Below are 25,995 nucleotides of genomic sequence, written 5' to 3' on the forward strand. Positions count from 1 at the left end.
CCTTTTCCATCGCCCTCTTCTTTATTAGCCACGAGTGGATTCCATGACTACCACGCCTAAACCTTTGGTCCTGATGATTCTCGACGGCTTCGGTCACAGTGACAGCCACGAATCCAATGCCGTGTATGCGGCGAAGAAGCCTGTGCTCGATCGTCTGTGGGCCACGGTGCCGAACGGCCTGATCTCCGGCAGCGGCATGGACGTCGGCCTGCCTGACGGCCAGATGGGCAACTCCGAAGTCGGCCACATGAACCTCGGCGCCGGGCGCGTGGTGTATCAGGACTTCACTCGCGTGACCAAAGCGATCCGCGACGGTGAGTTTTTCGACAACCCGACCATCTGTGCCGCTGTGGATAAAGCCGTGGCCGCCGGCAAGGCCGTGCATTTCATGGGCCTGCTGTCCGATGGCGGCGTGCACAGCCACCAGGATCACTTGATCGCCATGGCCGAACTGGCCTTCAAGCGCGGCGCCGAAAAAATCTACCTGCACGCCTTCCTCGACGGTCGCGACACGCCACCGAAAAGCGCCGCGTCGTCAATCGAACTGCTCGACGCGACCTTCCAGGCGCTCGGCAAGGGCCGCATCGCCAGCCTCATCGGTCGCTACTTCGCGATGGACCGTGACAACCGTTGGGACCGCGTATCTCAGGCCTACAACCTGATCGTTGACGGCAACGCCGAATTCAACGCCGCCACCGCTCAGGAAGGCCTCGACGCCGCCTACGCCCGTGGCGAGAGCGACGAATTCGTCAAAGCCACCACCATCGGCGAGCCGGTCAAGGTCGAAGACGGCGACGCCGTGGTGTTCATGAACTTCCGCGCCGATCGTGCCCGCGAGCTGAGCCGAGTATTTGTCGAAGACGATTTCAAGGAATTCGAGCGCGCGCGCCAGCCAAAAGTGCAGTACGTGGGCTTGACCCAATACGCCGCCAGCATTCCAGCCCCTGCAGCCTTTGCTCCGGGCAGTCTGGAAAACGTGCTTGGCGACTACCTGGCAAAAAACGGCAAGACCCAGCTACGCATCGCCGAAACCGAAAAATACGCGCACGTGACCTTCTTCTTCTCCGGCGGCCGTGAAGAACCGTTCCCGGGTGAAGAGCGCATCCTGATCCCGTCGCCGAAAGTCGCCACCTACGACCTGCAACCGGAAATGAGTGCGCCCGAGGTCACCGACCGCATCGTCGACGCCATCGAGCATCAGCGTTACGACGTGATCGTGGTCAACTACGCCAACGGCGACATGGTCGGCCACAGCGGCGTGTTCGACGCTGCGGTAAAAGCCGTGGAATGCCTGGACACCTGCGTCGGGCGCATCGTCGAGGCGCTGGAAAAGGTTGGCGGCGAAGCGTTGATCACCGCCGACCACGGCAACGTCGAAAAAATGGCCGATGAAGAAACCCACCAGGCGCACACCGCGCACACCACCGAGCCTGTGCCGTTCATTTATGTCGGCAAGCGTGACCTCAAGGTTCGTGAAGGCGGCGTATTGGCGGACGTCGCGCCGACCATGCTGATGCTGCTGGGCCTGGAAAAACCGGCGGAAATGACTGGTACCTCGATTCTGGTCTGAACGAATCCATAAAACGCCGCAAAACCCTGTAGGAGTGAGCCTGCTCGCGATAGCAATCTGACAGTCAACTACTCTATTGAATGTGAGAACACCATCGCGAGCAGGCTCACTCCTACATTTGTTTATGGTGGCTTCAAAGATTATTTTCAGCTGTATCTCCAGCCAGTTATCACACAAGCCCAATTGGGCGTTTTTTTTGCAGCCTCGGGCGGGCATACTAGGCCGTCCATTACCCTGGTGCCGCCCGCCTCTATGCTCCGCGTCCTGATCGCCCTCGCTCTGACCTGCCTGCTCCAACCGGCCTTCGCTGACGAGCGCGCGCAAACCCAACAGCAGTTGGATGCCACGCGTCAGGACATTGCCGAGCTGAAAAAGCTGCTGGGCAAGCTGCAGGAAGAAAAATCCGGTGTGCAGAAAGAGCTCAAGGGCACTGAAACCGAGATGGGCAAGCTCGAGAAGCAGGTCGATGCCCTGCAGAAAGAGTTGAAAAAAAGCGAATCCGAGCTGCAGCGGCTCGATGCGGAGAAAAAAAAACTCCAGAGCGCGCGCACTGAACAACAGCGACTGATCGCCATCCAGGCCCGCGCGGCCTACCAGAACGGCCGTCAGGAATACCTCAAGCTGCTGCTCAATCAGCAGAATCCCGAGAAATTCGCCCGCACCCTCACCTATTACGATTACCTGAGCCAGGCCCGCCTGGAGCAGTTGAAGAACTTCAACGAAACCCTGCGCCAACTGGCCAATGTCGAAAAAGACATCGCCATGCAGCAGGCGCAATTGCTGGTGCAGAAAAGCAGCCTCGACACCCAGCGCGACGAGCTGGAAAAAGTCCGCAAGGAACGCCAGCAAGTCCTCGCCAAGCTCAACGATGACGTGAAAGCCCGCGACCAGAAACTGGCCGCCCGCGAGCAGGATCAGGCAGACCTGTCTAAAGTCCTTAAAACCATTGAAGAAACCCTGGCCCGTCAGGCCCGTGAGGCAGAAGAAGCGCGGCAGAAAGCGCTGATCGCCCAGCAGGAAGCGGAAAAAAAGCGTTTGCGTGAGGCGCAGGCTGAAAACAGCGACGCCCCACGAAAAACCGTCAAATCAACCCCCGGCGCGCTGGTGTCCAGCAGCGGTGAGACCTTCGGTGGCCCTTTTGCTGCAACCCGGGGAAAACTTCCGTGGCCGGTTGATGGTCGATTGCTGGCACGCTTCGGCGAAAGCCGTGGCGACGATGCCCGCACCAAGTGGGATGGCGTGATGATCAGCGCCGCTGCCGGCAGCCAAGTGCATGCCGTGCATGGCGGGCGTGTGGTGTTCGCCGACTGGTTGCGTGGCGCCGGGCTGCTGGTGATCCTTGATCACGGCAATGGTTATCTGAGTCTTTACGGTCACAACCAGACACTGCTCAAGTCGGCCGGTGACGTGGTAAAAGCCGGTGAGTCGATCTCCACTGTGGGTAACAGTGGCGGTCAGGACACACCAGCGCTGTATTTCGCAATTCGTCAGCAGGGTCACCCGAGTGATCCGGCGCAATGGTGCCACGCGCAAGGATAAGCGCGTCGCCTAATTCAGGAGTTCGTTCGACATGCTGCATTTGTCCCGCCTTACCTCGCTGGCCCTGACGATCGCCCTGGTGATCGGCGCGCCTCTGGCGTTCGCCGCTCAACCGGCCCCGGCCGTCGCTCCGGCAGGCACTGCCGCGACCGCCAAGGCCCCGTTGCCGCTGGAAGAGTTGCGCACCTTTGCCGAGGTCATGGACCGGATCAAGGCGGCGTATGTCGAGCCGGTGGATGACAAGACCCTGCTGGAAAACGCGATCAAGGGCATGCTCAGCAACCTCGATCCGCACTCCGCGTATCTCGGCCCTGAAGACTTCACCGAACTGCAGGAAAGCACCAGCGGCGAATTCGGCGGCCTGGGCATCGAAGTCGGCTCCGAAGACGGTTTCATCAAGGTCGTCTCGCCGATCGACGACACCCCGGCGTCGAAGGCTGGCATCCAGGCCGGTGACTTCATCGTCAAGATCAACGGTGCGCCAACTCGCGGCCAGACCATGACCGAAGCCGTGGACAAGATGCGCGGCAAGATCGGTCAGAAAATCACCCTGACCCTGGTGCGCGACGGTGGCACGCCGTTCGACGTGACCCTGGCCCGCGCCGTGATTCAGGTGAAGAGCGTCAAGGCGCAGCTGCTGGAATCGGGCTACGGCTACATCCGCATCACCCAGTTCCAGGTCAAGACCGGCGAAGAGGTCTCCAAGGCCCTGGCCAAGCTGCGCAAGGACAACGGCAAAAAGCTCAACGGCATCATCCTCGACCTGCGCAACAACCCGGGCGGCGTGTTGCAGGCGGCAGTGGAAGTGGTCGACCACTTCATCAAGAAAGGCCTGATCGTCTACACCAAAGGCCGGATCGCCAACTCCGAACTGCGCTTCTCCGCCACCGGCAAAGACGAAAGCGAAGCGGTGCCGATGGTCGTGCTGATCAACGGTGGCAGCGCCTCGGCTTCGGAAATCGTCGCCGGCGCCCTGCAGGATCAGAAACGCGCGGTAGTCATGGGCACCACCAGTTTCGGCAAAGGCTCGGTGCAAACCGTGCTGCCGCTGAACAACGACCGCGCGCTGAAGATCACCACGGCACTGTACTTCACGCCGAACGGCCGCTCGATCCAGGCCCAGGGCATCGTCCCGGACATCGAAGTGCGCAAGGCCAAGATCACCAACGAAGCGGACGGCGATTACTTCAAGGAAGCCGACCTGCAAGGTCACTTGGGCAACGGCAACGGCGGCGCAGACAAGCCGACCGGTTCCGGCGCCAAGGCCAAGGCCATGCCGCAGGATGACGATTACCAGTTGGCCCAGGCCCTGAGCCTGCTTAAGGGCTTGAGCATCACGTCCGGCCGTTGAGGATGTCTTTGCGTTTGCTCTTCGTCCTGCTGTGCTGTCTGGCGGGTGCTGCTCACGCAGAACCCGCCAGGACGCCACCGCCAAAAGCCTACCTGACGCTGATCATCGACGACCTGGGGCAGAACCTGCCCCGGGATCGCCGTGTGCTGGCCCTGCCCGGCCCGGTGACCACGGCGATCATGCCCGACACCCCGCACGCCACCGAATTCGCCCGCGAAGCCCATCGCGCCGGCAAGATCGTGATCCTGCACATGCCGATGGATCCGGCCACCGGTCCGTACGCCTGGCACCCCGAACTGCCGCTCGAAGAGCTGCAAAAGCGCCTCGACGCCGCGTTCAAAATGGTCCCTTACACCGCGGGCATCAACAACCACATGGGCAGTCGCATGACCGCCCAGCCGGTGGCGATGGCGTGGCTGATGGGTGAGTTGCAGCGTCGGCACAAGTTCTTCGTCGACAGCCGCACCAGCGCGCAGACCGTGGCGGCGCAGCAAGCACAGAAGATCGATCTGGCGAGTGTTTCGCGCGATGTGTTTCTCGATGACGAACGCACCGAAGCCGCCATTTTCAACCAGCTGCAGACGGCGATCAGCCTGGCCCGCAAGCAGGGCTCGGCAGTGATGATCGGCCACCCTTACCCGCAGACGCTGGCGGTGCTGGAACGTGAATTGCCGAAGCTCAAGGCGCAAGGCATCGAGTGGATCGATATCAAGCAGATGATCAGCGTGCGGAGTAACAAAGCGACAGCTGCACACGGGAAAAATGGAATTTATCGTTAAGCTATCAACTGATTAAATTCTCATAAGCCTCTACGTCCAAAATAAGCAGCAATAACTTATAGAACCGACTCAAACCTAACTGTCTTATTCTGCGCCAGTCTTGCACCCATATATTAGCCAAGGACTGGCCATGAACTTTAAATATATCCACCCAAGCTTTTTATTACTGACTGCCTTCTCACTTCCTGCCTGTTCCAGCCCTGTCGATTACGGCAAGGGCGCTGAAAACTTCTCACCGTCGCAACACCTGACTAACAAAGATGGCGAAAATAACCACTGGATGGGAATCGGCGAGTACAAAAGCCGCGAGCACGGTTCCTGCACCGCCTTCCTGATCGACACAAACAGCTCTCGCCCCTCTGATTCCGCCTATGCATTGACCAGTGCGCACTGCGTGGGCAAGGAAAACGGGGTCATGCGAATGGATGACCCTATCGAAGCCAGCATTACCTTCAACAACTTCATCGATACGACTGCTGCCTCCAGGACTGTGCCTCTGAAGAAAGTAGCCTGGAGCAGTATTCAGGGTGTCGACCTGGCTCTGTTGGAGCTTGGAGTATCACAGGGCGAACTTCTGGCACAGGGCATCACGCCCATGAAACTGACCCGGCAGGCGCCGGCAGAAGATAGCGACATTCTGATTGTGCACAAACCCGTTGGTGCTCCATTACAAATGTCAGCCTGCACCCACATGCCCTCCCCGGCGATTTTCGAAAAGCCCTGGGTTTGGCGGCATACCGTCAGCAACCAATGCAAAGATATTGCTTCCGGAAGCTCGGGGAGTCCGGTCATCGTTCGAGCGACCAACGAGGTCTATGGCGTCCTTGGGACCTTGGCTCACCATCTGACGCCGCTGCCTGGATACGGTCAGATGCCGAGCGGCAGTTACGGCAGTCCCACCTCGGTTTTCAACAACTGCTTTATCGATGGCAAACTCAATACGGATCCGCAGGTGTGCGAATTATTTCCGGCAGCCTCTATCAGACTGCCTGCCCAACTGCCAACGCATGCAAAGATCAGCGTAAACGCTCAGGGCAACTACGTTTATCCAGAATGGAACTTTGAAATAACCGCCAGCACCCGGTTTATCCGGACCAAACGCACGTCGGACCCGGTCGAATGCGAAGTTCCGCAAGACTACAGCCAGCCAATCACCACCGGCACTGCGCCGACTCGATTAAATGTTCCGATGGGACCTGAAACCGGGCCTAGCAACCTTTGCATCATCGCCACAAACAGTACTGAGGACATATTACCCGCAGGCACTTATCGCAATGCCGTCACTGTTCCCACTTATCTGGTTGAGGCGGGCCCGACGCCTGTTCCGACCATAGAGACTTCGTTTAACAAAGAGATAAACAGGGCGCTGATTCTGTGGCCGGAACGCAAGAACGAGGGTCTTGATCGATACGAGGTAAAAGGCGGCCTTGCTGAAAAAGTCAGTTGCGAAGACCCACAGGGTTATAGGCATGTGACCTCCAATTGGCTACGTCCGCAAAGCAACTTCCCCCTCAAACTCTGCGTTTACGCTGTCGACCCCAACAATCAGCGCTCAGAATTGAAGGAATACATCCTGGAATGGGAAGCGCTCGAAAACAGCGCCCCCTGAGCTGATCAGTGACGTCGGCCTTGTGCTTCTGCATCAATAGGCAAAACAGGAGCGCAAGGCTGCCCATGGCAAGGAACGGTTTTTTTGGAAATAACTGGTCACGACGTCATACATAGTTACCGCCAGAGACCGGTTGCGATTACCGATAGTGAGACCTGCAACGGGTCGCGACTCCCTCGAGTCGCCGTTCAACTATCAGGAGTGACCATGACCATTCATGACCAGGCCGCAGCGCCATCCAGGCAAATCGCGCCGATCCGACACGACAATCTGCTGATCCATTTCACCACGGAATTTCACCGGATCTGGGACAGCACCGGCTCACGGGCTAAACCCGCGGCCTTCTGGCGCCCGACTCCGGCGCCGGATGTATTGCCGGGCTATTTCCCGCTCGGCGACGTGTTCGTCGCCGGGCACGACAACATTAACGGCAGCACCGTGGTAGCTGTGGTTTGTGAAGCCGATGCACCCAGTGCAGATCCGGCCAGAGGCCCGGCATTAAGGCGCCCGGAGGATTTCGAACTGATCTGGAAAGATTCCGGCTCAGGCTCGAAGAAAGACGGTGCCGTATGGCGACCGATCGCCCCGCAAGGCTATGTGGCCATGGGCGCGGTCTGCTCCAATGATCACGAAAAACCTTCACTCAACGCGGTTCGCTGTGTACGGGCCGATCTGGTGATCGCCTCGGACGTTGGCGAACTGATCTGGAATGACAAGGGCAGCGGTGCCAGACAGAGTTTCAGCGCCTGGAGCGTCACGCCGACGAATGCGCCGCCGGGAGAGATTCATTTCGCACCAGGCACCTTTGTTGGGGCAAGCAGTTTCAACCGGCCAGAGAGCAATGTCGGTGCCTATTCACTACGGATGCAGATCGCGCCACTGATCCAGTCATCGCCACAGCTGCCGATGCTCTTGGCAGCGGATGCCCCCGAAACCAAGGGAGCGGCCACCCTCGCCCAAGTCATCGAGCTGCCATGGTTCGTGGTCAAGGATGACTTGTCGCCAATTGATCAATTACGCACCACGCCGTTTTATCGCCTGGAAAGAACCGACCAGTACTATTTGGTTGGGAGCGGACACAACACAGGCGAGGAGGCACGGGCTTTCAAGTGGACTGCGCAGCGGCTGCAGAATCCGAAGACGCTGCGTCTGTTCACTCAACTTACTGCGATCAGTTTTGTGAGCCCGTGGGCAACGAAGGCAGACGCTCCTCCGTCACTCCCATTCTCGGCAAGACTGGACAGCCAGTTCACTCACAGCGAGACGTCAACCAGTGGCTGGCAGACTTCATTTGTTACCCATGTGATCGCGATGGCCGGCAAAGGCAAATTTGTCGCGGTTTATCAGTTGGAGAGTTTCTACGAGCTGCGTCGTGCTGACGGCTCGCAAGCGGGGATCAATCTGGCTTACACCCAGAACGATAACCTGAGTCTGCTGCAGTATCCGCCGCAAGAATGCACCCACCAGGCAACGGACAAGTCGTTGCCGACGGCTACAGATAGCGCCCCATGATCTCGTCGACAACCCCGTCCTTGCGCATCTGATCCAGCGCCGCCTGCAGCCTGGCGACCGTTGCGTCCGACACATCCTTGTTCAGCGCCAGATATAACTCGGCGCTGTTGAAGCGCAACACGGTCTTGAGTCCAGTGACCCCGTCCTGCCGCGCCAGATAACGCCCGGCAGGATCACCCGTGGCCCACAGGTCGATCTGGCCATTGACCAGTTTTTTCGCGTTGTCCTGATCGCGCAGAACGACCGTAGGCTTCAAGCCCTGCTTGGCCAGCGTCTCGGCAATCGCATCGCCTTTGTAGGCACCGATCCTGTATTTGCGCGCATCGTTGAGGGTGTCGAGGGTGATTTTGCTGTCGGCCCTGGCCAACATGATCCAGTCGTCCGGACCGATCGGGCCGACCCATTTGAAGAGGTTTTCGCGGTCCGGCAGGCGGGCCATCACGAAGGCGCCGTAACCGGGGTTTTCCAGCGCCAGTTTGTAGACGCGCTCCCATGGGAAGCGCAGCGTCAGGCTATAGGTGAGCCCGGCGCGCTTGAACATTTCGCGGACGATATCGGCGGCAATGCCGTTGATGTTCTCGCCCTTGGCGAAATTCTTGCCGTCTTTCGCCATGTTGTAGGGCGGAAAGTTTTCGGTGAGGAGCACCAGATCGGTGTCGGGACTGTTTTCGGCCCGCGCCGTGCTGAGCAGCAACACAGAGGCACTGGCGAGAACAAGAAGCAGGCGTTTGATCATGTCGGGCTACCGGAATCCATGGCGTGCCCAAGAGTGCCTTGGGTACGCCATGCTGTCCACTGGCCTGTACGGTTTAGCGCATCACGATGCCGCGTTTGGCCATGTACGCTTTCGCTTCCTGCACGGTGTATTCGCCGAAGTGGAAAATACTCGCCGCCAGTACCGCGCTGGCGTGGCCTTCAAGGATGCCGTCGGCCAGATGCTGCAGGTTGCCGACGCCGCCGGAAGCGATCACCGGAATGCCCAGCGCATCGCTGATCGCGCGGGTTACGCCGAGGTCGAAGCCGTTTTTCATGCCGTCCTGATCCATGCTGGTCAGCAGGATTTCGCCGGCACCCAGGCCTTCCATTTTCTTCGCCCACTCGACTGCATCGAGACCGGTCGGCTTGCGCCCGCCGTGGGTGAAGATTTCCCAGCGCGGGGTTTCGCCCGGGCCGGAGACCTTCTTCGCGTCGATGGCGACGACGATGCACTGCGAGCCGAAATGCTGCGCCGCTTCGCCAACAAACTCCGGATTGAACACCGCTGCGGTGTTGATCGAGACCTTGTCCGCACCGGCATTGAGCAGGTTGCGGATGTCCTGCACGGTGCGCACGCCACCGCCGACGGTCAGCGGAATGAACACCTGGCTGGCCATGCGCTCGACGGTGTGCAGCGTGGTGTCGCGACCATCGACGCTGGCGGTGATATCGAGAAAGGTAATCTCGTCGGCACCCTGCTCGTCATAACGACGGGCGATTTCCACCGGGTCGCCGGCATCGCGGATGTTCTCGAACTTCACACCTTTGACGACCCGGCCGTTGTCCACGTCCAGGCAAGGGATGATGCGTTTGGCCAGCGCCATGGTCAGTCCTCAGCCTTGGTACGCATCGCAGAAAGCTTGCGCTTCGGCGACGTCGAGGGTGCCTTCGTAGATCGCCCGGCCAGTGATTGCACCGATGATGCCCGGCGCCTTGGCGTCGAGCAGCGACTTGATGTCACCCAGATTGTGGATACCGCCGGACGCGATCACCGGGATCTTCGTCGCTGCAGCCAGCGCAGCGGTGAACGGTACGTTGCAGCCCTGCATCATGCCGTCTTTGGCGATGTCGGTATAAACGATCGAGGACACACCGTCGGCTTCAAACTGCTTGGCCAGATCGATGACTTGCACGGTGCTGATTTCAGCCCAGCCGTCGGTGGCAACGAACCCGTCCTTGGCATCCAGGCCGACAATGATCTTGCCCGGGAACGCGCGGCAGGCTTCAGCGACGAACGCCGGATCTTTAACGGCTTTGGTGCCGATGATCACGTAGCTGACGCCCGCCTTGACGTAATGCTCGATGGTTTCCAGCGAGCGGATACCGCCACCGATCTGGATCGGCAGGTTCGGGTAGCGCTTGGCGATTGCGGTGACCACTTCGCCATTGACCGGCTGACCTTCGAATGCGCCGTTCAGATCGACCAGATGCAGACGGCGGCAACCGCCCTCCACCCACTTGGCAGCCATGCTCACCGGGTCCTCGGAGAACACTGTGGAATCTTCCATGCGGCCCTGGCGCAGACGTACGCAGGCACCGTCTTTAAGATCGATAGCGGGAATAATCAGCATCTGGCAAACCTTCAAATTTGAATGTTCAGCTTGGCTCGGAAATCAGTTTTTCTCGAGCGCCCACAGGTCGCTTTCGATGCTTTCAAACCGCTCTTTGAGGTGGGTCTGCACATCGAAAATCGCCCTGTTGTAATAGTGCGGAGCAATTTCGCGGGTAAACAACTCAAGAATTTCCGCCGCCTCGAACGAACCCAGGTCAAGTTCGAACCGATCCTCCATGAACCGCTGGATCTTGCGGTTGGCCTCGTTCTCCTGTTCGGGAGTGAGGGTCAGGATCGGCGGTTTGGACTTCTTGGCAGCCATTTACCAGCGACCGTCCCACGCGGCGAAGTTCTGCAGCAATTGCAGGCCATGGGTATGGCTCTTCTCCGGGTGGAATTGCACGGCGAAACGCGAGCCTTCGGCCAGCGCGGCAGCGAAATCGACTCCGTAATGACCGCTACCGACTACCTGCCGCGCATTGGCGGCAGCGATGTAGTAGCTGTGCACGAAGTAGAAACGCGCCATGTCCGGAATGTCGTGCCACAGCGGGTGACTGACCTTCTGCTGCACTTCGTTCCAGCCCATGTGCGGGACTTTCAGGTGCTCGCCGTCTTCATGCAGGTCTTTGCCGAAGAACTTCACGGCGCCCGGGAACAGGCCGATGCAGTCGACGCCGTCGTTCTCTTCGCTGCTGTCGAGCAGGGCTTGCATGCCGACGCAGATGCCGAGGAACGGACGATCCTGACTGACTTCACGCACCAGCGAGTCGAACCCGAGGCGACGGATCTCCGCCATGCAATCGCGGATCGCACCAACGCCCGGGAATACCACACGGTCGGCTTCGCGGATCACGTCGGCATCGCTGGTGATCAGCACCTTGCCGGCACCGACGTGCTCGAGGGCCTTGGCCACCGAGTGCAGGTTGCCCATGCCGTAGTCGATAACTGCAACCGTCTGCATTACAGAACGCCTTTGGTCGATGGCATTTGCCCGGCCATGCGCTCATCCAGCTCGACGGCCATGCGCAGCGCGCGGCCGAAAGCCTTGAACACGGTTTCGATCTGGTGGTGGGTGTTGGTGCCACGCAGGTTGTCGATGTGCAGGCTGACCAGCGCGTGATTGACGAAGCCCTGGAAGAATTCCTGGAACAGGTCGACGTCGAAGCCGCCCACGGTGGCGCGGGTGTAGGGCACGTGCATCTGCAGGCCTGGACGGCCGGAGAAGTCGATCACCACACGCGACAGCGCTTCATCGAGCGGCACGTAAGCATGACCGTAGCGACGGATGCCTTTCTTGTCGCCGATGGCTTTGGCGAAGGCCTGGCCGAGGGTGATACCGACGTCTTCCACGGTATGGTGGTCGTCGATATGCAGATCGCCCTTGCATTCAATATCAAGGTCGATCAACCCGTGACGGGCGATCTGATCCAGCATGTGCTCAAGAAAAGGAACACCGATATCGAATCGGGCCTTTCCGGTGCCATCAAGGTTGATCGAGGCTTTGATCTGGGTTTCCAGAGTGTCGCGCTCGACAGACGCCTTACGTTCGGCCATCACCAGCTCCGCAAAATCATTGGGCGAAAAAGGCAGCCATTATAGGCACGCGGGGCCGAAACAGAAACACGCGACGTGAGATGGCTGACGGATAGAACGCCCGGCTGTCGCGGGTAGACATGTCCATACAAGCCATTACAGGCACCCCAAAACAACTGTAGGAGTGAGCCTGCTCGCGATGAGGGCCTCACAGTCAACATTTCTGTCGACTGTCAGACCGCTATCGCGAGCAGGGCTCACTCCTACAGGGGTATTACGTTTTTACTTAGTGAAACAGTACCGCCGTCTTCTGCAGGGTCACCCACACGCCCCACGCCAACGGAATACCCACCACCAGCCACGCAGCGATTGCCAGCGGCTTGCTGCCCGGTGCGGCTTTCCACTCCAGCACGGTGCTCGCATCAGCCCCTTTGTCGTGGCCCAGCGCCTGTTCGGCGGCCAGTTCGGCGTCGGTCATGAAGTACTTGTCGGCCACCGGACGCACCATCAGGTTGCACAGGAAACCCAGCACCAGCAGGCCGGCGAGGATGTACAGAGTGATGTCGTAAGCGGCAGCGCGTTCAACGCCGATGCTCAACTGATACTCACGCAGGTAGTTCACCAGCACCGGGCCGAGCACGCCGGCGGCGGCCCAGGCAGTCAGCAGACGACCGTGGATCGCACCGACCATTTGCGTGCCGAACAGGTCGGCCAGATACGCTGGAACGGTCGCAAAACCACCGCCGTACATCGACAGGATGATGCAGAACGCCGCCACGAACAGCGCAACGTTGCCCAGATGACCCATGTTCGGGATCAGCGCGTACAGGGCAAAACCGAGGGCGAAGAACACGAAGTAAGTGTTTTTGCGACCCAGGTAGTCCGAGAACGAAGCCCAGAAGAAGCGGCCACCGATGTTGAACAGGCTCAGCAAACCGGTGAAGCCGGCAGCGATCGCAGCGATCGAAGCCAGTTGCCCGGCGTCCAGTTGACCGAACGGCACGTCAACGCCCAGCAGCTTGCCGCCGAACACTTCCTGCAGCAGTGGCGAAGCCATGCCGAGAATGCCGATACCGGCGGATACGTTCAGGCACAGCACCAGCCACACCAGACGGAACTGCGGGGTTTTCCACGCCACATTCACGTGCACGTGACGGTGGGTGATCATCGCGTTCGAAGCTTTCTTCGCTGGAGCGGTCCAGCCTTCAGGCTTCCAGCCGGTTGGCGGCACGCGGTAAGCCAGGGCGCCACCGATCATGAACACGAAGTAGATCGCAGCCATGGCCACGAAGCTTTGCCAGACGCCGACACCCGCAGGCGAAGCGAAGTGGCTCATCAGCGCAGTCGCCAACGGTGCACCGACCATCGCGCCGCCACCGAAACCCATGATCGCCATGCCGGTCGCCATGCCGCGCTTGTCCGGGAACCACTTGATCAGGGTCGAGACCGGCGAAATGTAGCCCAGGCCCAGACCGATACCGCCGATCACCCCGGAGCCGATCCACATCAGCCAGATCTGGTGGGTGTAGATACCCAGTGCAGAGATCAGCAGACCGCCGCACCAGCACAGTGCCGATACCACACCGGCCTTGCGTGGCCCGGCGTGTTCCAGCCAGCCACCCCAGATCGCTGCCGAGCAGCCGAGGAAGATGAAGAACAGGGTGTAGATCCAGCCGAGCATGGAGATCGGCCAGTCGCATTGCGAAGAGAAGACCTGAGCGATGAAGCTCATGTCCGGTGCGCAAGCCACCGGAGCCGTGACGCCCAGCGCCTTGGACAACGGCAACCAGAACACCGAGAAACCGTAGGCCATGCCGATGCACAGGTGGATGGCCAGAGCGGCCGGTGGAACCAGCCAGCGGTTGAAACCGGGCTTGGCGATGATGCGTTCCTTGGACAGGAACGCAGGCTGGTCGGCGCGAAGGCCGTCCGCCGTGATGCTCGTGCTCATTGTGTATCCCCCAATTATTAGTATGGTTCGCCAGCCACTGCTCACCCTCGGCCTTTATGCACGCAGGCATGACCGTTTTTTCGGGTGAAGCTCCTTGAAGGCGCGACGTTAAGTCGCAGAAGGACGGACGAACCGGCGAAGGTTACCATTTGCACGTGACAGAAAAACCAAACTGATATCACCTTTTTCATGTCATCTGATCTCGCCCCCTCAGGAAAAAGCCATGCCGATCGCTGTCCAAGCGTTGAACGATGCCAGTTACCCGGATCAACAGGACCTGCAAAAAATCTATCGTGACGCTCCACAATGGCTGTTCGCACCGTATTCCGGGGACGCTCAACTGATCGAAAACAGCCTGGCTGACGGCTCTTTGATTGCAGGACGTTTCAACGATCGCCTGCTCGGTGCAGCACGCCTGACAAGGCACGACAAGGTTTGGTACTTGTCACATTTGTGTGTACGAAAAGTCACCCGGCGCCGTGGGGTAGCCGAGAGACTGGTGAACCAAGCACAGAAAATGGCGTCGCAAGCGGGTGCCCAACTGCGCCTGCTGGCACCGGCCGGACACCTTGAAATCCAGGCGCTGGCCGCCAAATTGCAATTGCCGCTGGACGTGATCGCGACATGACAGCGCCCCGAACCGGGCGGATGCAGCGCTATACTCCCCGGCTAATTTACGAATTCGACTAACTACAAGGACTCGCCCATGAAAGCGTTCGGCAAAATCCTGGGTCTGGTACTTCTCGGGCTGTTGCTGATCATTGTGGCAGCGGGCTTCGCCCTGACCCACCTGTTTGATCCCAACGACTACAAAGACGAGATCCGCCAGATAGCCCGCGACAAGGCCCACATCGAGCTGACGCTCAATGGCGATATCGGCTGGAGCCTGTTCCCGTGGCTCGGCCTGGAACTGCATGAGGCCAGCATCGCCACCCTGATCAACCCGACCGAACCGTATGCCGACCTGCAGATGCTCGGCCTGTCCGTGCGCGTGCTGCCGCTGTTGCGCCGCGAAGTGCAGATGAGCGATGTGCGCGTCGAAGGCCTGAACCTGCGCCTGAAACGCGACAAAAACGGCCACGGCAACTGGGAAGACATCGGCAAGCTGCCACCTCCCGCCACGCCTGCCGGCAGCCCGACGCCTGCCAGCCCGCCTGTTGCAGAGGCCGCCCAGCCGGAAAAACCGCCGCAGCCGATCCGCCTCGACATCGACAGCCTGACAGTCAACAACGCCCGCGTTGAATACAACGACGAGCAGACCGGCAAGCAGTACAGCGCCGAAAGCATCCAGCTGAGCACCGGTGCAGTACACGACTCGACCAACATTCCGCTGAAAGCCACGGCGTTCCTCAGCACCAATCAGCCTGTGCTGCGGGTGCGCACCGAGCTCAACGGCGAGCTGCGCATCGAACGCGCCCTGCAACGTTACAAGTTCGAAGACATGAAACTGTCCGGCGAACTGACCGGCGACCCACTACAGGGCAAGGCCATGACCTTCTCCGCCCAAGGCCAGATTTCCCTGGACAAGGCGGCGAACGTCGCCGAATGGACCGGTATCAAGATCTCCGCCAACCAGTTGCGCGCGCTCGGTGAGCTGAAAGCCAACGACCTCGACAAGACCCCGCAGATCACTGGCGGAATCTCGATCGCCCAGTTCGATCTGGCGAAATTTGTCGACAGCATCGGCCAGACGTTGCCAGCCATGGCGCCCGGCAGCCTGAGCAAGGTCGAACTGGTCAGCCGCGTGGCCGCCACGCCAACCAGCGTCGCCTTCGACAACATCAACCTGAAACTCGACGACAGCAGCTTCAGCGGGCGCATTGCCGTGGAAGATTTCGCCAAGCAGTCGCTGCGCGCGATCCTCAAGGCTGACACGTTCGACGTCGACCGCTACCTGCCGCCGAAATCGGAAAAAGCCAAAAACGCCACGCAAGTGCGTCAGGCCGAAGTCGCCAGCACCGAAGCCGATGCCATGGCCGGCGCCGGTAGTACACCGTTGCCGGACAAACCAAGCAAAAGCGCCTGGAGCACCGAGCGTCTGCTGCCGGTCGAGCGTCTGGCCAAACTCGACGTCGATGCCGACCTGACCTTCGGCCAACTGACCCTCGACAAACTGCCGATTCAGAATGCCGCGCTCAAAGCCACTGGCCAGGGCGGCCTGCTGACGTTGGAAAATCTGCGCGGCGGCCTGTACAACGGCGATTTCGAAGCCAAGGGCACCCTCGACGTACGCCCGAGTGCGCCGGTGCTGAACCTGCAAACCAGGATCAACCGCGTACCGGCCGAGAAAATCCTCGAAAGCCAAGGCAAGAATCCGCCGGTCAAAGGCCTGGTCACACTGACCAGCAGCCTCACCGGCAGCGGCAACAGCCAGCAGGCGCTGATCGAAACCCTCAACGGCAACGCCAGTTTCGTGATCAACAACGGTGTGCTGCTCAACGCCAACCTTGAACAGCAACTGTGCAAAGGCATCGCCACCCTCAACCGCAAAACCCTCAGCGGCGAGCCACGGGGCAAGGACACGCCGTTCCAGGAACTCAAGGGCAACCTGACCTTCCGCAACGGTATCGCCAGCAACCCGGACCTGAAAGTGCGCATCCCCGGCATGACCGTCAACGGCGATGGCGACATCGACCTGCGGGTGCTGGGCATGGATTACCGCGTCGGCATCATCGTCGAAGGCGACACCAGCGCCATGCCGGATCCGGCCTGTCAGGTCGGCGAGAAATTCGTCGGCATCGAGTGGCCGCTGCGCTGCCGTGGCCCACTGGAGCTGGGCGCCAAGGCCTGCCGTGTGGATAACGAACGTCTCGGCCAGGTCGCGACCAAACTGGCCGGTGACAAACTCAGCGAGAAGATCGATGAAAAACTTGGCGACAAGGTCAGCCCGGAATTGAAAAACGCATTGAAGGGGCTGTTCAAGCGATGACAGCGGAGCAGTTTTCCACGGCGGTGCTGGAATGGTTCGACCGCCACGGCCGCCACGATTTGCCTTGGCAGCAAGACATCAATCCGTATCGGGTGTGGGTGTCGGAGATCATGTTGCAGCAGACCCAGGTCAGCACCGTGCTCAATTACTTCGACCGCTTCATGGCCGCGCTGCCAACGGTGCAAGCGCTGGCCGAAGCGCCGGAGGACGAAGTGCTGCACCTGTGGACCGGGCTCGGTTACTACACCCGCGCGCGCAATCTGCAAAAAACCGCGAAGATCGTCGTCAGCCAGTACGGCGGCGAATTTCCGCGGGACGTCGAAAAGCTGACGGATCTGCCGGGGATCGGCCTGTCCACCGCCGGGGCTATCGCCAGCATCAGCATGGGCCTGCGCGCGCCGATCCTCGATGGCAACGTCAAACGCGTTCTGGCGCGTTTTACCGCGCAGGAGGGTTACCCGGGGGAACCGAAGGTCGCCAAACAGCTGTGGGCCAATGCAGAGCGTTTTACGCCGCACGATCGGGTCAACGCCTACACCCAGGCGATGATGGATCTCGGCGCCACGTTGTGTACGCGCAGCAAACCGAGCTGCCTGCTGTGTCCGCTGGAAAAGGGCTGCGAGGCGCACATGCTCGGGCTGGAGACACGCTACCCGATCCCCAAACCGCGCAAGGCCATCCCGCAGAAACGCACGCTGATGCCGATGCTCGCCAACGAAGAAGGCGCGATTCTGCTTTATCGCCGCCCGTCCTCGGGATTGTGGGGCGGCTTATGGAGCCTGCCGGAACTCGACGACCTCGACGACCTGCAACATCTGGCCGATCAGCACTCGCTGACCATGGGCGAGCAGCAGGCGCTGCCAAGCCTCGTTCACACCTTCAGCCATTTCCAGCTGTCCATCGAACCCTGGCTGGTTCAGGTACAGGAAGCCAGCCATCACGTGGCCGAGGCCGACTGGCTCTGGTATAACCTCGCCACCCCGCCGCGCCTGGGCCTTGCCGCCCCGGTCAAAACCTTGCTCGAACGCGCGGCCGCCGTATTGAACGCAGGAGAGTCGTCATGACCCGCACCATCATGTGCCGCAAGTACAAAGAAGAACTGCCCGCGCTGGAACGCGCTCCTTTCCCGGGCGCCAAAGGTCAGGATATTTTTGACCACGTCTCGGCCAAAGCCTGGGCTGACTGGCAGAAACACCAGACCCTGCTGATCAACGAAAAGCGCCTGAACATGATGAACGCCGAAGACCGCAAATATCTGCAGGGCGAAATGGACAAGTACTTCTCCGGCGAGGATTACGCCAAGGCGGAAGGCTACGTTCCGCCTGCGGAGTAAACCCGCCAAATCGGGGGGCGGATCGTAAGCGACGGAATTAATTTAAGAAATTTTAAAAAAGTCGTTGACGTAAATCCGAAAAACCCTTTTAATGCGCCCCGTTGCCCAGATAGCTCAGTCGGTAGAGCAGGGGATTGAAAATCCCCGTGTCGGCGGTTCGATTCCGTCTCTGGGCACCAAATACCGAAAACCCTGAATCGCAAGATTCAGGGTTTTTTTATGCCTGCGATTTGATCAAGCACGCCGCCCGCCTCTGCGAAGCACCGAACCGTCCCTGCGCTCCATATCAAAATCTCCCCTTTCCTGAATTCTTTCAAAACTGCCAGAACGCTCCGTAGGCCCTAGCGGAAATGGACGACATACGCTCGCCCACGGTTTGGGCAGAATTGGACTCAGAGCTGCCGCGTAGCCCGAAGCAGATGCATAACAGGGATGTAACAGATGATTAGCAAGATCAAAGCCCAATCCACTGATTCATGCATTGGGCAAGAATCCAGAACCTTCACCTTCAATTGCCGGCAATCGGCATTGCTTCATCAACTCTCTATGGAAATCGCAGCCATCGGTGGACCGCAGGCTCCTGGTGCCAATTTCCTGACCTCTGCCGCGGCCAAAGAATTGAAGCCTTCCTTTTCGCAACACCAATGTGCATTGCTCGAGGCGTATTCCGACAGCCTGTTCTCGGTGTTGATATTCGAAGGCCTCAAGACTATCAACACTTCCAACCCTCCAGATGAACTCCCTGATCTAGCCACTCTGGAAACTCGTCCAGATGTTCTTTGTCTGGCTTCACGCAATCAGATTTTGTTGAAGCTGGTGGACAATAACGCGTTCGCTTACGACCTAGACAACGATGGGAAATTGGTACGGCTGGTGGCCAACTTCAAGGGAGGCGGCCTCACAAAGATCAAGGCGGAGCCAGAATCCAGAGAATTGAGTTCACACTCAGGCCTGGCGCTTGGCCCGCACACTGAAGCACCTTACTGGTGTGCCGTAGATGCAAAGGACGGGCATTCACCCTCCCCGTCTTCGCTAATACTTTCTGCGCTGTGGAACCCCACCCTTGAACCTACACGGGTCATCCCGCTCCCACCTGTCCTCGAAAGAATTGGCGTCATCAACTGTCTGGCGCTGACCACTGAAAACTTCCAGTTCACTCGCAGCGACTCCTTTGTCAGTGGCAAAGGTGCAAACGGTCGTGACGTGTCGATTCTGGCTTTCGACGACAAAGTCGGGTTCTCGGCCCGATTCAACTCTTACCGCTTCTCGGTGAACAGTAATGTGTCGAAGTTTGTGAAAACGGCTTACTCCGCTCTTTGCCAACGCGTAGAGGAATCGACTCCGGCGGAGTACGCGCTGACTCAGGAATCAGCCATGGTCATCAATAACACCCGGGCACTGCACTGTCGCGATGTGATTAAAGACAACAGAAGAGTGCTGGTGCGTATTTTCGGACTCTCAAAATTCTCCACCCCGATTGTCATTTCAGAAGATCCATTACTAGTGCGGGGCTGATCTCCGCACTTCGGGTACGGAGCTTCTCGCAAGCAGAAAATTGATTGGTAACCATTAAAGAGGTAATGCAATGTCTTGGGACATCATCGGCATGCTGGCGCTCGTCGCATTTTGTGCCGGTTTTTTTGATGCGATTGCCGGTGGTGGAGGACTGATCACCTTGCCTGCATTGTTTCTGGCCGGTGTAGATCCGATCAGCGCGATTGCAACCAACAAGTTTCAGGCAGCATCAGCAACCATTTCGGCGACAGTGACTTTTGCTCGCAAAGGGTTGATCGAATGGCGTGAAGGACGCTTCCTGGTTGTCTGCGGATTTATTGGTGGAGCCAGCGGCGCCTTGCTGGTCAGTTCAATCGATAAACGATATCTGGAAGCTTGCGTGCCTGTAATGCTGATTCTGGTGGCGATCTATTTTGCGCTATCGCCGAAACTGGCCAATGAAGATCGGCGCAAGAGAATCGGAATTCTGCTTTTCTCTTTTACTGTCGCGCCGATCCTCGGTTTTTACGACGGAATATTCGGTCCCGGGGTGGGATCGTTTTTTATCGTTGGGTTTGTACTGCTCTGCGGCCTGGGCATGATGCGGGCCATGAGTTTTACCAAACTTGCCAACGCCTCGTGCAATCTCGGCTCGCTTTCTGTCTTCATCACCAAGGGCGTGATTATCTGGCCAGTAGCTTTAGCGATGGCGCTGGCTGCCTTCATCGGCGCACAGTTGGGCGCTCGCGCCGCTGTTCGGGTCGGGCCGAAGTTGATCAAACCGATGTTGATCGTGGTTTGCTGCGCCTTGGCCATCAAACTTCTGAGCGTAGAGAACAATCCATTGCGCATTGCCATAGCTCAGACATTCACTTCACTCTAAACGCTACGTATCGATGCATTTATTCCTGATGAAACACCCGCGCTCCTCCATGGGATCGCGGGTTTTATCGTTTCAGTCGATCAATAAGCTATCGACCAACTCAACGTGTACGTCCGCCCACCCCCGGTAATCGTAGAGATGTGCCGGGCCATGAGCGGCAAGCAGGACAGTGTCGCGCTCTGCCCCCCCCACACCGTGCTGCATTCCTTGTCGAGCAAGTTCTGAATCTCTGCGCTGAAGGTGCCGATGTCGGTGTCGCGGCTGCCGAGCAGGTCGCTGGTGATAGTAAGGGAACGGATAAAAGTTGGTGTCCTCGTTGCGGTAAGGCGCTTGCAGGTAGAAGTACTCCCCTCAACGTCGACGGTTTTCAGCCAACGTCGATCCGCGCTACTTTGGCCGAACCTTATGGAAGAGGGGCATCCGCCCGATGAACCAGAAAAGAACCCGCATCCCCCTGCCCCATCCGCCACCCTATCGCCAGAGCCGGATTACATTCTGGCTGACGGTGCTGGTCGGCGTATTGATCGCCTTCCTCATCGGCGCGTCGATTTATCTGATCATCCACAGCTTGATCAGCGGATCCATCACTACCTGGAACCGAACCGGCCCGCGCCATACCTACACCCTCGCGCAGCAACCCCGAATGTTCTGGTTCGAGATCGTGTCGCAGTGCGTTGGCACCCTGTTCCTGATAGCCGTCGGCTGGATCGGATTATGGATTCACCGAATGGCGCGCGAGCCCGGCGACAAGCAGAAGGCCAAGCGCAGGCGGGGGTAAAGGAAGGCGCGGGATTGTACCCGCGCCTCGATTCTTCAATACACCCGACGTTATCCAGCGTCATTCCAGTGGAACACCAGATTGCGCGCAGTGCCGCTGCCAACGTCTGTCACGTCACGCCGTGTTTCGCCATTGCGCGTGGCGACCACGGTGTACTTACCGGGTGGCAGTTGCACGTACACCAGCGGCCCCGTTTGGGTGAGAGTCAGCACGGTTTGCCCGGGCGACTTTTGAATCACCAAATCGACATCAGCGGTGTACTGGTCTTGCGCGCCCACCGCGAACGTCATGTGCAGGTTGTAGCCGGGGGTTTGCTGAATGGCTTTTGACTCGTCCAGGCCAATCCCGCCGGACAGGTAGTTGATGCCGTTTTGCTGTTGTTGCTGGACTTGCACGCCGGCACTGTCGACCGGGTCCAGATTGGCCGCCTGCAACATCGCCGGAAAGGCCAATGCCGCCACCGCCGCGATGGGCAGCAGGAATGAAAGAACGCGTTTCATGATGACAACTCCCGGGCTCTTGTAGAGCCCAACCGTTACTCCTTATTTGATCCGGCCAGGGAAGCACGTGTTTTAGAATGATTGGAACTTGGCCTGTGTCCGAAATGGACTACGCCTGCAGGACTGCATTGATTTTGTGACGCAGTGCGTCACAAATTCTCGAAAGCGCACTGCCTGCGGATCTGGAACGCAGCGCGTTCCGAATCGTTGCATTTACGCCTTGATGAAGCTCATGCTCAGGAGATCCCGCAAAGACCGAGTCCTTATGAACTCATGCAGCACTGCGCTCACCCACAGCGCCGCTATCGTCAATGAGCCCTTCCATGAGGCCGCGGCCGATGACTTTGCCCTTGGCGGCTTCACCTGGCGCCATGCCCTGCCCGACATCCAGCGCCCGGTAGTCATCATCAACGCCGCCACCTCGGTACGCTGCCGACACTATTCACGCTTCGCCGATTACCTGTTCGCCAATGGCTTCGACGTGATCACCTACGACTACCGAGGCATCGGCGAATCGCGTCCGGCAACCCTGAAAGGCCTTGAGGCTTCATGGACCGACTGGGGCGCGCTGGATTTCGAGGCGATGCTCAAACGCGCGCAACGGGAGTTTCCCGGCCAGCCAATCGATGTGGTCGGCCATAGCTTCGGCGGTTGCGCGGCTGGGCTCGGCGAGTCCGGGCAGGTCATTCGTCGACTGGTGACGGTCGGCGCGCAGTTCGCTTACTGGCGCGACTATGCGCCGGCACAGCGCTGGCGCATGTTTGGTAAATGGCATTTGCTGATGCCGCTGCTGACGCGGCTCTGTGGCTATTTCCCGGGCAAACGCCTCGACTGGCTGGAGGACACGCCAACAGGCGTCGTACGCGACTGGAGCACGCCTGCCGCGCGCTACGAGCAGCGTCCGAGCGGCCGCCGACTGCTGAAGGCAAGCGGTCGCCTGCCCTTCGCCAACGTCCGCGCACACACCCTGGCGGTCAGCATCAGCGACGACCCATACGGCACGATCCCGGCCATCGAACGCCTGCTCGGCTACTTCAGTCATGCGCACAAAACCCACTTGCGCATCGAGCCGCAGGACATCGGCGAACAACAAGTCGGACATTTCGCCTTTTTTCGTAGCGCATACCAAGCCACACTATGGCCCATCGCTCTGACCTGGCTGCAAACCGGCGAGCTGGCCCCCGACACACCCGGGCGGCCAGTTCCGCGCAGCTGAGCCCTTCCAACGCACGACGGAACACACCATGGCCTCCGCCAACAAGCAGCAAAAACGCGCCGCCCGGGCCAAGACCAAGGCCAAGCAAAACCGCAGCAAACGCGCCGAGGCGCCGGTCGAACTGGACCCGAACGATGACCGTATCGACTTCGAGTCGGTGGACCTGACCGAGCTGTTTAAGAGAATGATCGACGCCGAGAAGATCAGCCAGCAAGCCATGTGCACCGCATTCCTGGAAGATCCGCTGCTGGAGCTGGTTTACGAGCAGGAAGGCGAAGAAGGCGCGATGGACTTCATCCTCGCCGCGCTGATCGAGTATCGCCAGTGGTCCCAGGAAACCGACGAAGCCGGCGCCCTGGCGTGGATCGAATCCCCGGCCTTCCAGGCCGACTATGTGGCGGCGTCCGACGCGATTGCCGCACAAACCCAACAGAAGAACTGAGTTCCCATGGCATCCCTGAACAAGCAACAGAAACGCGCCAAACGCGCCAAGGCCAAAGCCAAGCACATCCGCATGGTCGGCCGTAAGCCGCTGGACCAGGACGACAACCTCGGGCATCTGGACGAGCCGATCCCGGAATACACCCTCGCAATGTTCAGCAAAATGCGCGACGCCGAAGCCGTCAGCCGCAACGAAATGCTGCTGACCCTGCTGCGCGAACTGGCGTTCATCATCGTTGACCATCCAGAGCTGCTGGACATGGAAAATGCCGAGAACGAAGGCATGGCCGCCACTCACCTGGCCGCCGACATGCTGATCGACTACCGCATGTGGGCCGACGGCATGGACATCGAAACCGCCCAGGCCTGGCTGACCGAGCCACAGTTCATCACCGACTTCGGGATTGCGCTGGATACTTACGGCAAGTCGCTGGACACCCAGGAAGACAAGGGCGAATAAACCCCGCGCACAAACAAAAACGGCCGCTCGTCATCACTGACAGCGGCCGTTTTGCATTACGCGTTACGGATCAGTTCAACACCACCGCACCACGGTTTTCCAGCTTGCGGCGGCGCGCCACCAGCAGGCCTGCGGCAACGACCATGAGGCTCAGCAGGCCGGTTGCGAGGATTTCCACGCGGTGGGCTTCCTGGAACAGCATGATAGTCAGGGCCGCGACGATGAAGATGATCACCGCGTAGGTCAGGCCCGGAAACAGCCACATGCTGAAGACGATTTTCTCGCCGCGGGCCATGCGTTGTTTACGCATGCGCAGTTGCGAGAACGCGATCACCAGGTACACCAGCAGCGCGATGGCGCCGGAGCTGGCCAGCAGGAATTCGAACACGGCAGCCGGGGCCACGTAGTTGGCGAAGGTGCAGAGGAACGCCGCGCCGGTCGACAGCATGACGGCCCAGTAAGGCGTACCGCTTTTGTTGACCCGAGTCGACATCGCCGGTGCATCACCGCGCTTGCCGAGGGAGAACAGCATGCGCGACGAGGTGTACAGCGCCGAGTTCAGGCAGCTGGTTACCGCGACCAGCACCACGATGTCGACGATCATTTTCGCGTTCGGAATGCCCATGCGCTCAAGCACGGTCTGGTAGGAACCGAGGTTGGCCAGCGTAGGATCGTTCCACGGTACCAGGGCCACAACGATGAAGATCGATACGAGGTAGAACAGGCCGATCCGCCAGATCACCGAGTTGGTGGCCTTGGAAATCTGCTTGCCCGGGTTCTTCGATTCCGCAGCCGCGATGGTCACGATTTCGGTACCCATGAACGAGAACATGGTGGTCAGGATTGCACCCAGCACCGCGCCCATGCCGTTTGGCAGGAAGCCGCCGGAATCAAACAGGTGCGAAACACCGCTGACCTGGCTGTTCGGCAGGAAGCCGAAAACGGCCGCAAGACCCAGCGCGATGAAGCCGATGATCGCCAGGACTTTGATCAAGGCAAACCAGAATTCGAATTCACCGTAGTTTTTCACGCTGAACAGGTTGGTGACCGTCAGCAGCATGGTGATGATCAGTGCAAACGCCCAGATCTCGATCCCCGGGAACCAGGCATGGAGAATGGTCGCGGCGGCGTTGGCTTCCAGTGGAATCACCAACACCCAGAACCACCAGTACAACCAGCCGATGGTGAAGCCGGCCCAGTGCCCGATGGCACGGTCGGCGTATGTCGAGAACGAACCGGTGTCAGGCGAGGCGACAGCCATCTCACCGAGCATGCGCATCACCAGCACCACCAGGGTACCGGCGGCGGCGTAGGCCAGCAGCACGGCGGGGCCGGCGGCAGCGATCGCGTGGCCGGAGCCAACGAACAGACCTGCGCCGATAACACCGGCGATCGACAACATGGTCACATGACGCGGTTTGAGCCCCTGTTCGAGGCCATTGGAGCTTGGGGTACTGCTCATCGGAACTACCTTTGCGAGGAAAGCGATTGCGTCCGTCCTGTCTGGTTTTCCTTCTCGTAAAAAGAAACCAACAGGGCGTTCCAGATTCTGCACGCAATAAATGCGCCAAAATGTTTCAAACTCTTCTGGGCCGCGGTTTTCAGCGAGACCGGACAGTCATCGCAAGTCATTGGAATGAATGGCAATTCGCCAGAGCGTTACCCTGCGACTCACTTTTCAGACGATTCAGCGCACCAGAAACACACTGAAAAAGTGTGGGATGCACAATAAAAGGGCGATTCAGGAACGTTCGGCCGGATAGCGCTTCCAACACCCCGCCAAAGCTGGCAACATCGCGCCTTTTTTTA

The 25,995-nt window shown here is 59.3% G+C and carries 25 protein-coding genes, 1 tRNA gene and 1 pseudogene; 17 read left to right on the forward strand and 10 right to left on the reverse strand.

The genetic code is table 11. From position 1 onward, the window contains the following. Positions 1-43: 43 nt before the first annotated feature. From gpmI to KCG87_RS05475, 6 genes are all read left to right on the forward strand, one after another. The gene (gene gpmI / locus KCG87_RS05450) at positions 44-1,570 is read left to right on the forward strand and encodes a 2,3-bisphosphoglycerate-independent phosphoglycerate mutase (protein WP_202370820.1); all 1,527 of its coding nucleotides are present in this window, start codon (positions 44-46) and stop codon (positions 1,568-1,570) included. 252 nt (positions 1,571-1,822) lie between these two features. Continuing rightward, positions 1,823-3,109: a murein hydrolase activator EnvC gene (locus KCG87_RS05455; protein ID WP_098966755.1), complete on the forward strand. Its 1,287-nt coding sequence runs from the start codon at positions 1,823-1,825 to the stop codon at positions 3,107-3,109. A 31-nt stretch (positions 3,110-3,140) separates the two neighbouring features. Next, positions 3,141-4,460 carry a S41 family peptidase gene (locus KCG87_RS05460; protein ID WP_047600888.1) on the forward strand — a complete coding sequence of 440 codons (1,320 nt, stop codon included), beginning with the start codon at positions 3,141-3,143 and terminating at the stop codon, positions 4,458-4,460. A gap of 2 nt (positions 4,461-4,462) precedes the next feature. Beyond that, positions 4,463-5,239 (forward strand): divergent polysaccharide deacetylase family protein, encoded by a 777-nt coding sequence (locus KCG87_RS05465; RefSeq protein WP_098966753.1) that lies wholly within the window; start codon positions 4,463-4,465, stop codon positions 5,237-5,239. Positions 5,240-5,369: 130 nt separating this feature from the next. Continuing rightward, positions 5,370-6,848: a serine protease gene (locus tag KCG87_RS05470; RefSeq protein ID WP_134785218.1), complete on the forward strand. Its 1,479-nt coding sequence runs from the start codon at positions 5,370-5,372 to the stop codon at positions 6,846-6,848. Positions 6,849-7,055: 207 nt separating this feature from the next. After that, positions 7,056-8,360 (forward strand): Vps62-related protein, encoded by a 1,305-nt coding sequence (locus tag KCG87_RS05475; protein WP_134785217.1) that lies wholly within the window; start codon positions 7,056-7,058, stop codon positions 8,358-8,360. Here the strand turns inward: KCG87_RS05475 and KCG87_RS05480 are convergent. From KCG87_RS05480 to KCG87_RS05510, 7 genes are all read right to left on the reverse strand, one after another. Further along, positions 8,341-9,096, reverse strand: coding sequence for an ABC transporter substrate-binding protein (locus tag KCG87_RS05480; protein WP_134785216.1), 756 nt, complete (start codon positions 9,094-9,096; stop codon positions 8,341-8,343). The two genes, KCG87_RS05475 and KCG87_RS05480, sit on opposite strands and share 20 nt — an antisense overlap. Before the next feature lie 73 nt (positions 9,097-9,169). Beyond that, the gene (gene hisF, locus KCG87_RS05485; protein ID WP_007909211.1) at positions 9,170-9,940 is read right to left on the reverse strand and encodes an imidazole glycerol phosphate synthase subunit HisF; all 771 of its coding nucleotides are present in this window, start codon (positions 9,938-9,940) and stop codon (positions 9,170-9,172) included. A gap of 9 nt (positions 9,941-9,949) precedes the next feature. Further along, positions 9,950-10,687, reverse strand: a complete 738-nt coding sequence (gene hisA / locus KCG87_RS05490) for a 1-(5-phosphoribosyl)-5-[(5-phosphoribosylamino)methylideneamino]imidazole-4-carboxamide isomerase (protein WP_096796693.1) — start codon at positions 10,685-10,687, stop codon at positions 9,950-9,952. A gap of 42 nt (positions 10,688-10,729) precedes the next feature. Then, complete coding sequence (locus KCG87_RS05495) at positions 10,730-10,990, reverse strand: DUF2164 domain-containing protein (protein WP_003220751.1); 261 nt, start codon at positions 10,988-10,990, stop codon at positions 10,730-10,732. Next, the gene (hisH, locus tag KCG87_RS05500; RefSeq protein WP_007961712.1) at positions 10,991-11,629 is read right to left on the reverse strand and encodes an imidazole glycerol phosphate synthase subunit HisH; all 639 of its coding nucleotides are present in this window, start codon (positions 11,627-11,629) and stop codon (positions 10,991-10,993) included. Then, positions 11,629-12,222 (reverse strand): imidazoleglycerol-phosphate dehydratase HisB, encoded by a 594-nt coding sequence (hisB, locus tag KCG87_RS05505; protein WP_007909204.1) that lies wholly within the window; start codon positions 12,220-12,222, stop codon positions 11,629-11,631. Before hisB ends, hisH begins: the two co-directional genes overlap by 1 nt. 265 nt (positions 12,223-12,487) lie before the next feature. Further along, positions 12,488-14,152, reverse strand: coding sequence for an OFA family MFS transporter (locus tag KCG87_RS05510; protein ID WP_096796694.1), 1,665 nt, complete (start codon positions 14,150-14,152; stop codon positions 12,488-12,490). 223 nt (positions 14,153-14,375) lie between these two features. On the opposite strand from KCG87_RS05510, the gene KCG87_RS05515 reads away from it, so the two are divergent. From KCG87_RS05515 to KCG87_RS05545, 7 genes are all read left to right on the forward strand, one after another. Next, positions 14,376-14,780, forward strand: a complete 405-nt coding sequence (locus tag KCG87_RS05515; protein WP_210556806.1) for an acetyl-CoA sensor PanZ family protein — start codon at positions 14,376-14,378, stop codon at positions 14,778-14,780. Between the two features lie 78 nt (positions 14,781-14,858). Continuing rightward, entirely contained in the window at positions 14,859-17,081 is a 2,223-nt protein-coding gene (locus tag KCG87_RS05520; protein WP_210556807.1) for an AsmA family protein, read from the forward strand. Beyond that, positions 17,078-18,145, forward strand: coding sequence for an A/G-specific adenine glycosylase (mutY, locus tag KCG87_RS05525; protein ID WP_210556809.1), 1,068 nt, complete (start codon positions 17,078-17,080; stop codon positions 18,143-18,145). The genes KCG87_RS05520 and mutY overlap by 4 nt, the downstream gene beginning before the upstream one ends. Further along, on the forward strand, positions 18,142-18,414 hold the full coding sequence (locus tag KCG87_RS05530) for an oxidative damage protection protein (RefSeq protein ID WP_003220737.1): 273 nt from the start codon (positions 18,142-18,144) through the stop codon (positions 18,412-18,414). The genes mutY and KCG87_RS05530 overlap by 4 nt, the downstream gene beginning before the upstream one ends. Before the next feature lie 103 nt (positions 18,415-18,517). Continuing rightward, positions 18,518-18,593 (forward strand) — tRNA-Phe (locus tag KCG87_RS05535). Between the two features lie 262 nt (positions 18,594-18,855). Then, on the forward strand, positions 18,856-19,929 hold the full coding sequence (locus KCG87_RS05540; RefSeq protein WP_210556811.1) for a hypothetical protein: 1,074 nt from the start codon (positions 18,856-18,858) through the stop codon (positions 19,927-19,929). A 70-nt stretch (positions 19,930-19,999) separates the two neighbouring features. After that, positions 20,000-20,791, forward strand: coding sequence for a TSUP family transporter (locus KCG87_RS05545; RefSeq protein ID WP_210556815.1), 792 nt, complete (start codon positions 20,000-20,002; stop codon positions 20,789-20,791). A gap of 80 nt (positions 20,792-20,871) precedes the next feature. On the opposite strand, the pseudogene KCG87_RS27420 reads toward KCG87_RS05545, so the two are convergent. After that, positions 20,872-21,078: pseudogene (locus tag KCG87_RS27420) on the reverse strand (hypothetical protein); the annotation flags it as partial. A gap of 140 nt (positions 21,079-21,218) precedes the next feature. On the opposite strand from KCG87_RS27420, the gene KCG87_RS05550 reads away from it, so the two are divergent. Next, on the forward strand, positions 21,219-21,569 hold the full coding sequence (locus KCG87_RS05550) for a hypothetical protein (protein ID WP_210556817.1): 351 nt from the start codon (positions 21,219-21,221) through the stop codon (positions 21,567-21,569). Between the two features lie 50 nt (positions 21,570-21,619). On the opposite strand, the gene KCG87_RS05555 is transcribed toward KCG87_RS05550, so the two are convergent. Next, entirely contained in the window at positions 21,620-22,069 is a 450-nt protein-coding gene (locus KCG87_RS05555) for a carboxypeptidase regulatory-like domain-containing protein (protein ID WP_210556819.1), read from the reverse strand. A 265-nt stretch (positions 22,070-22,334) separates the two neighbouring features. Here KCG87_RS05555 and KCG87_RS05560 point away from each other — a divergent pair, with 265 nt between their 5' ends. Genes KCG87_RS05560 through KCG87_RS05570 form a run of 3 tightly spaced genes read left to right on the forward strand, consistent with a single transcriptional unit; the run spans position 22,335 to position 24,186 of the window. Next, entirely contained in the window at positions 22,335-23,285 is a 951-nt protein-coding gene (locus KCG87_RS05560) for an alpha/beta fold hydrolase (protein WP_210556820.1), read from the forward strand. A 28-nt stretch (positions 23,286-23,313) separates the two neighbouring features. Beyond that, a complete protein-coding gene (locus KCG87_RS05565; RefSeq protein WP_098966730.1) occupies positions 23,314-23,727 on the forward strand; it encodes a hypothetical protein in 414 nt (137 codons plus the stop codon). 6 nt (positions 23,728-23,733) lie between these two features. Further along, entirely contained in the window at positions 23,734-24,186 is a 453-nt protein-coding gene (locus KCG87_RS05570; RefSeq protein ID WP_027611244.1) for a hypothetical protein, read from the forward strand. A gap of 70 nt (positions 24,187-24,256) precedes the next feature. Here KCG87_RS05570 and gabP read toward each other — a convergent pair whose 3' ends face one another. Then, entirely contained in the window at positions 24,257-25,648 is a 1,392-nt protein-coding gene (gene gabP, locus KCG87_RS05575) for a GABA permease (RefSeq protein WP_027611243.1), read from the reverse strand. Positions 25,649-25,995: the final 347 nt, after the last annotated feature.

It is taken from the genome of Pseudomonas sp. MWU347, from assembly GCF_017947305.1.
Classification (GTDB): domain Bacteria; phylum Pseudomonadota; class Gammaproteobacteria; order Pseudomonadales; family Pseudomonadaceae; genus Aquipseudomonas; species Aquipseudomonas putida_A.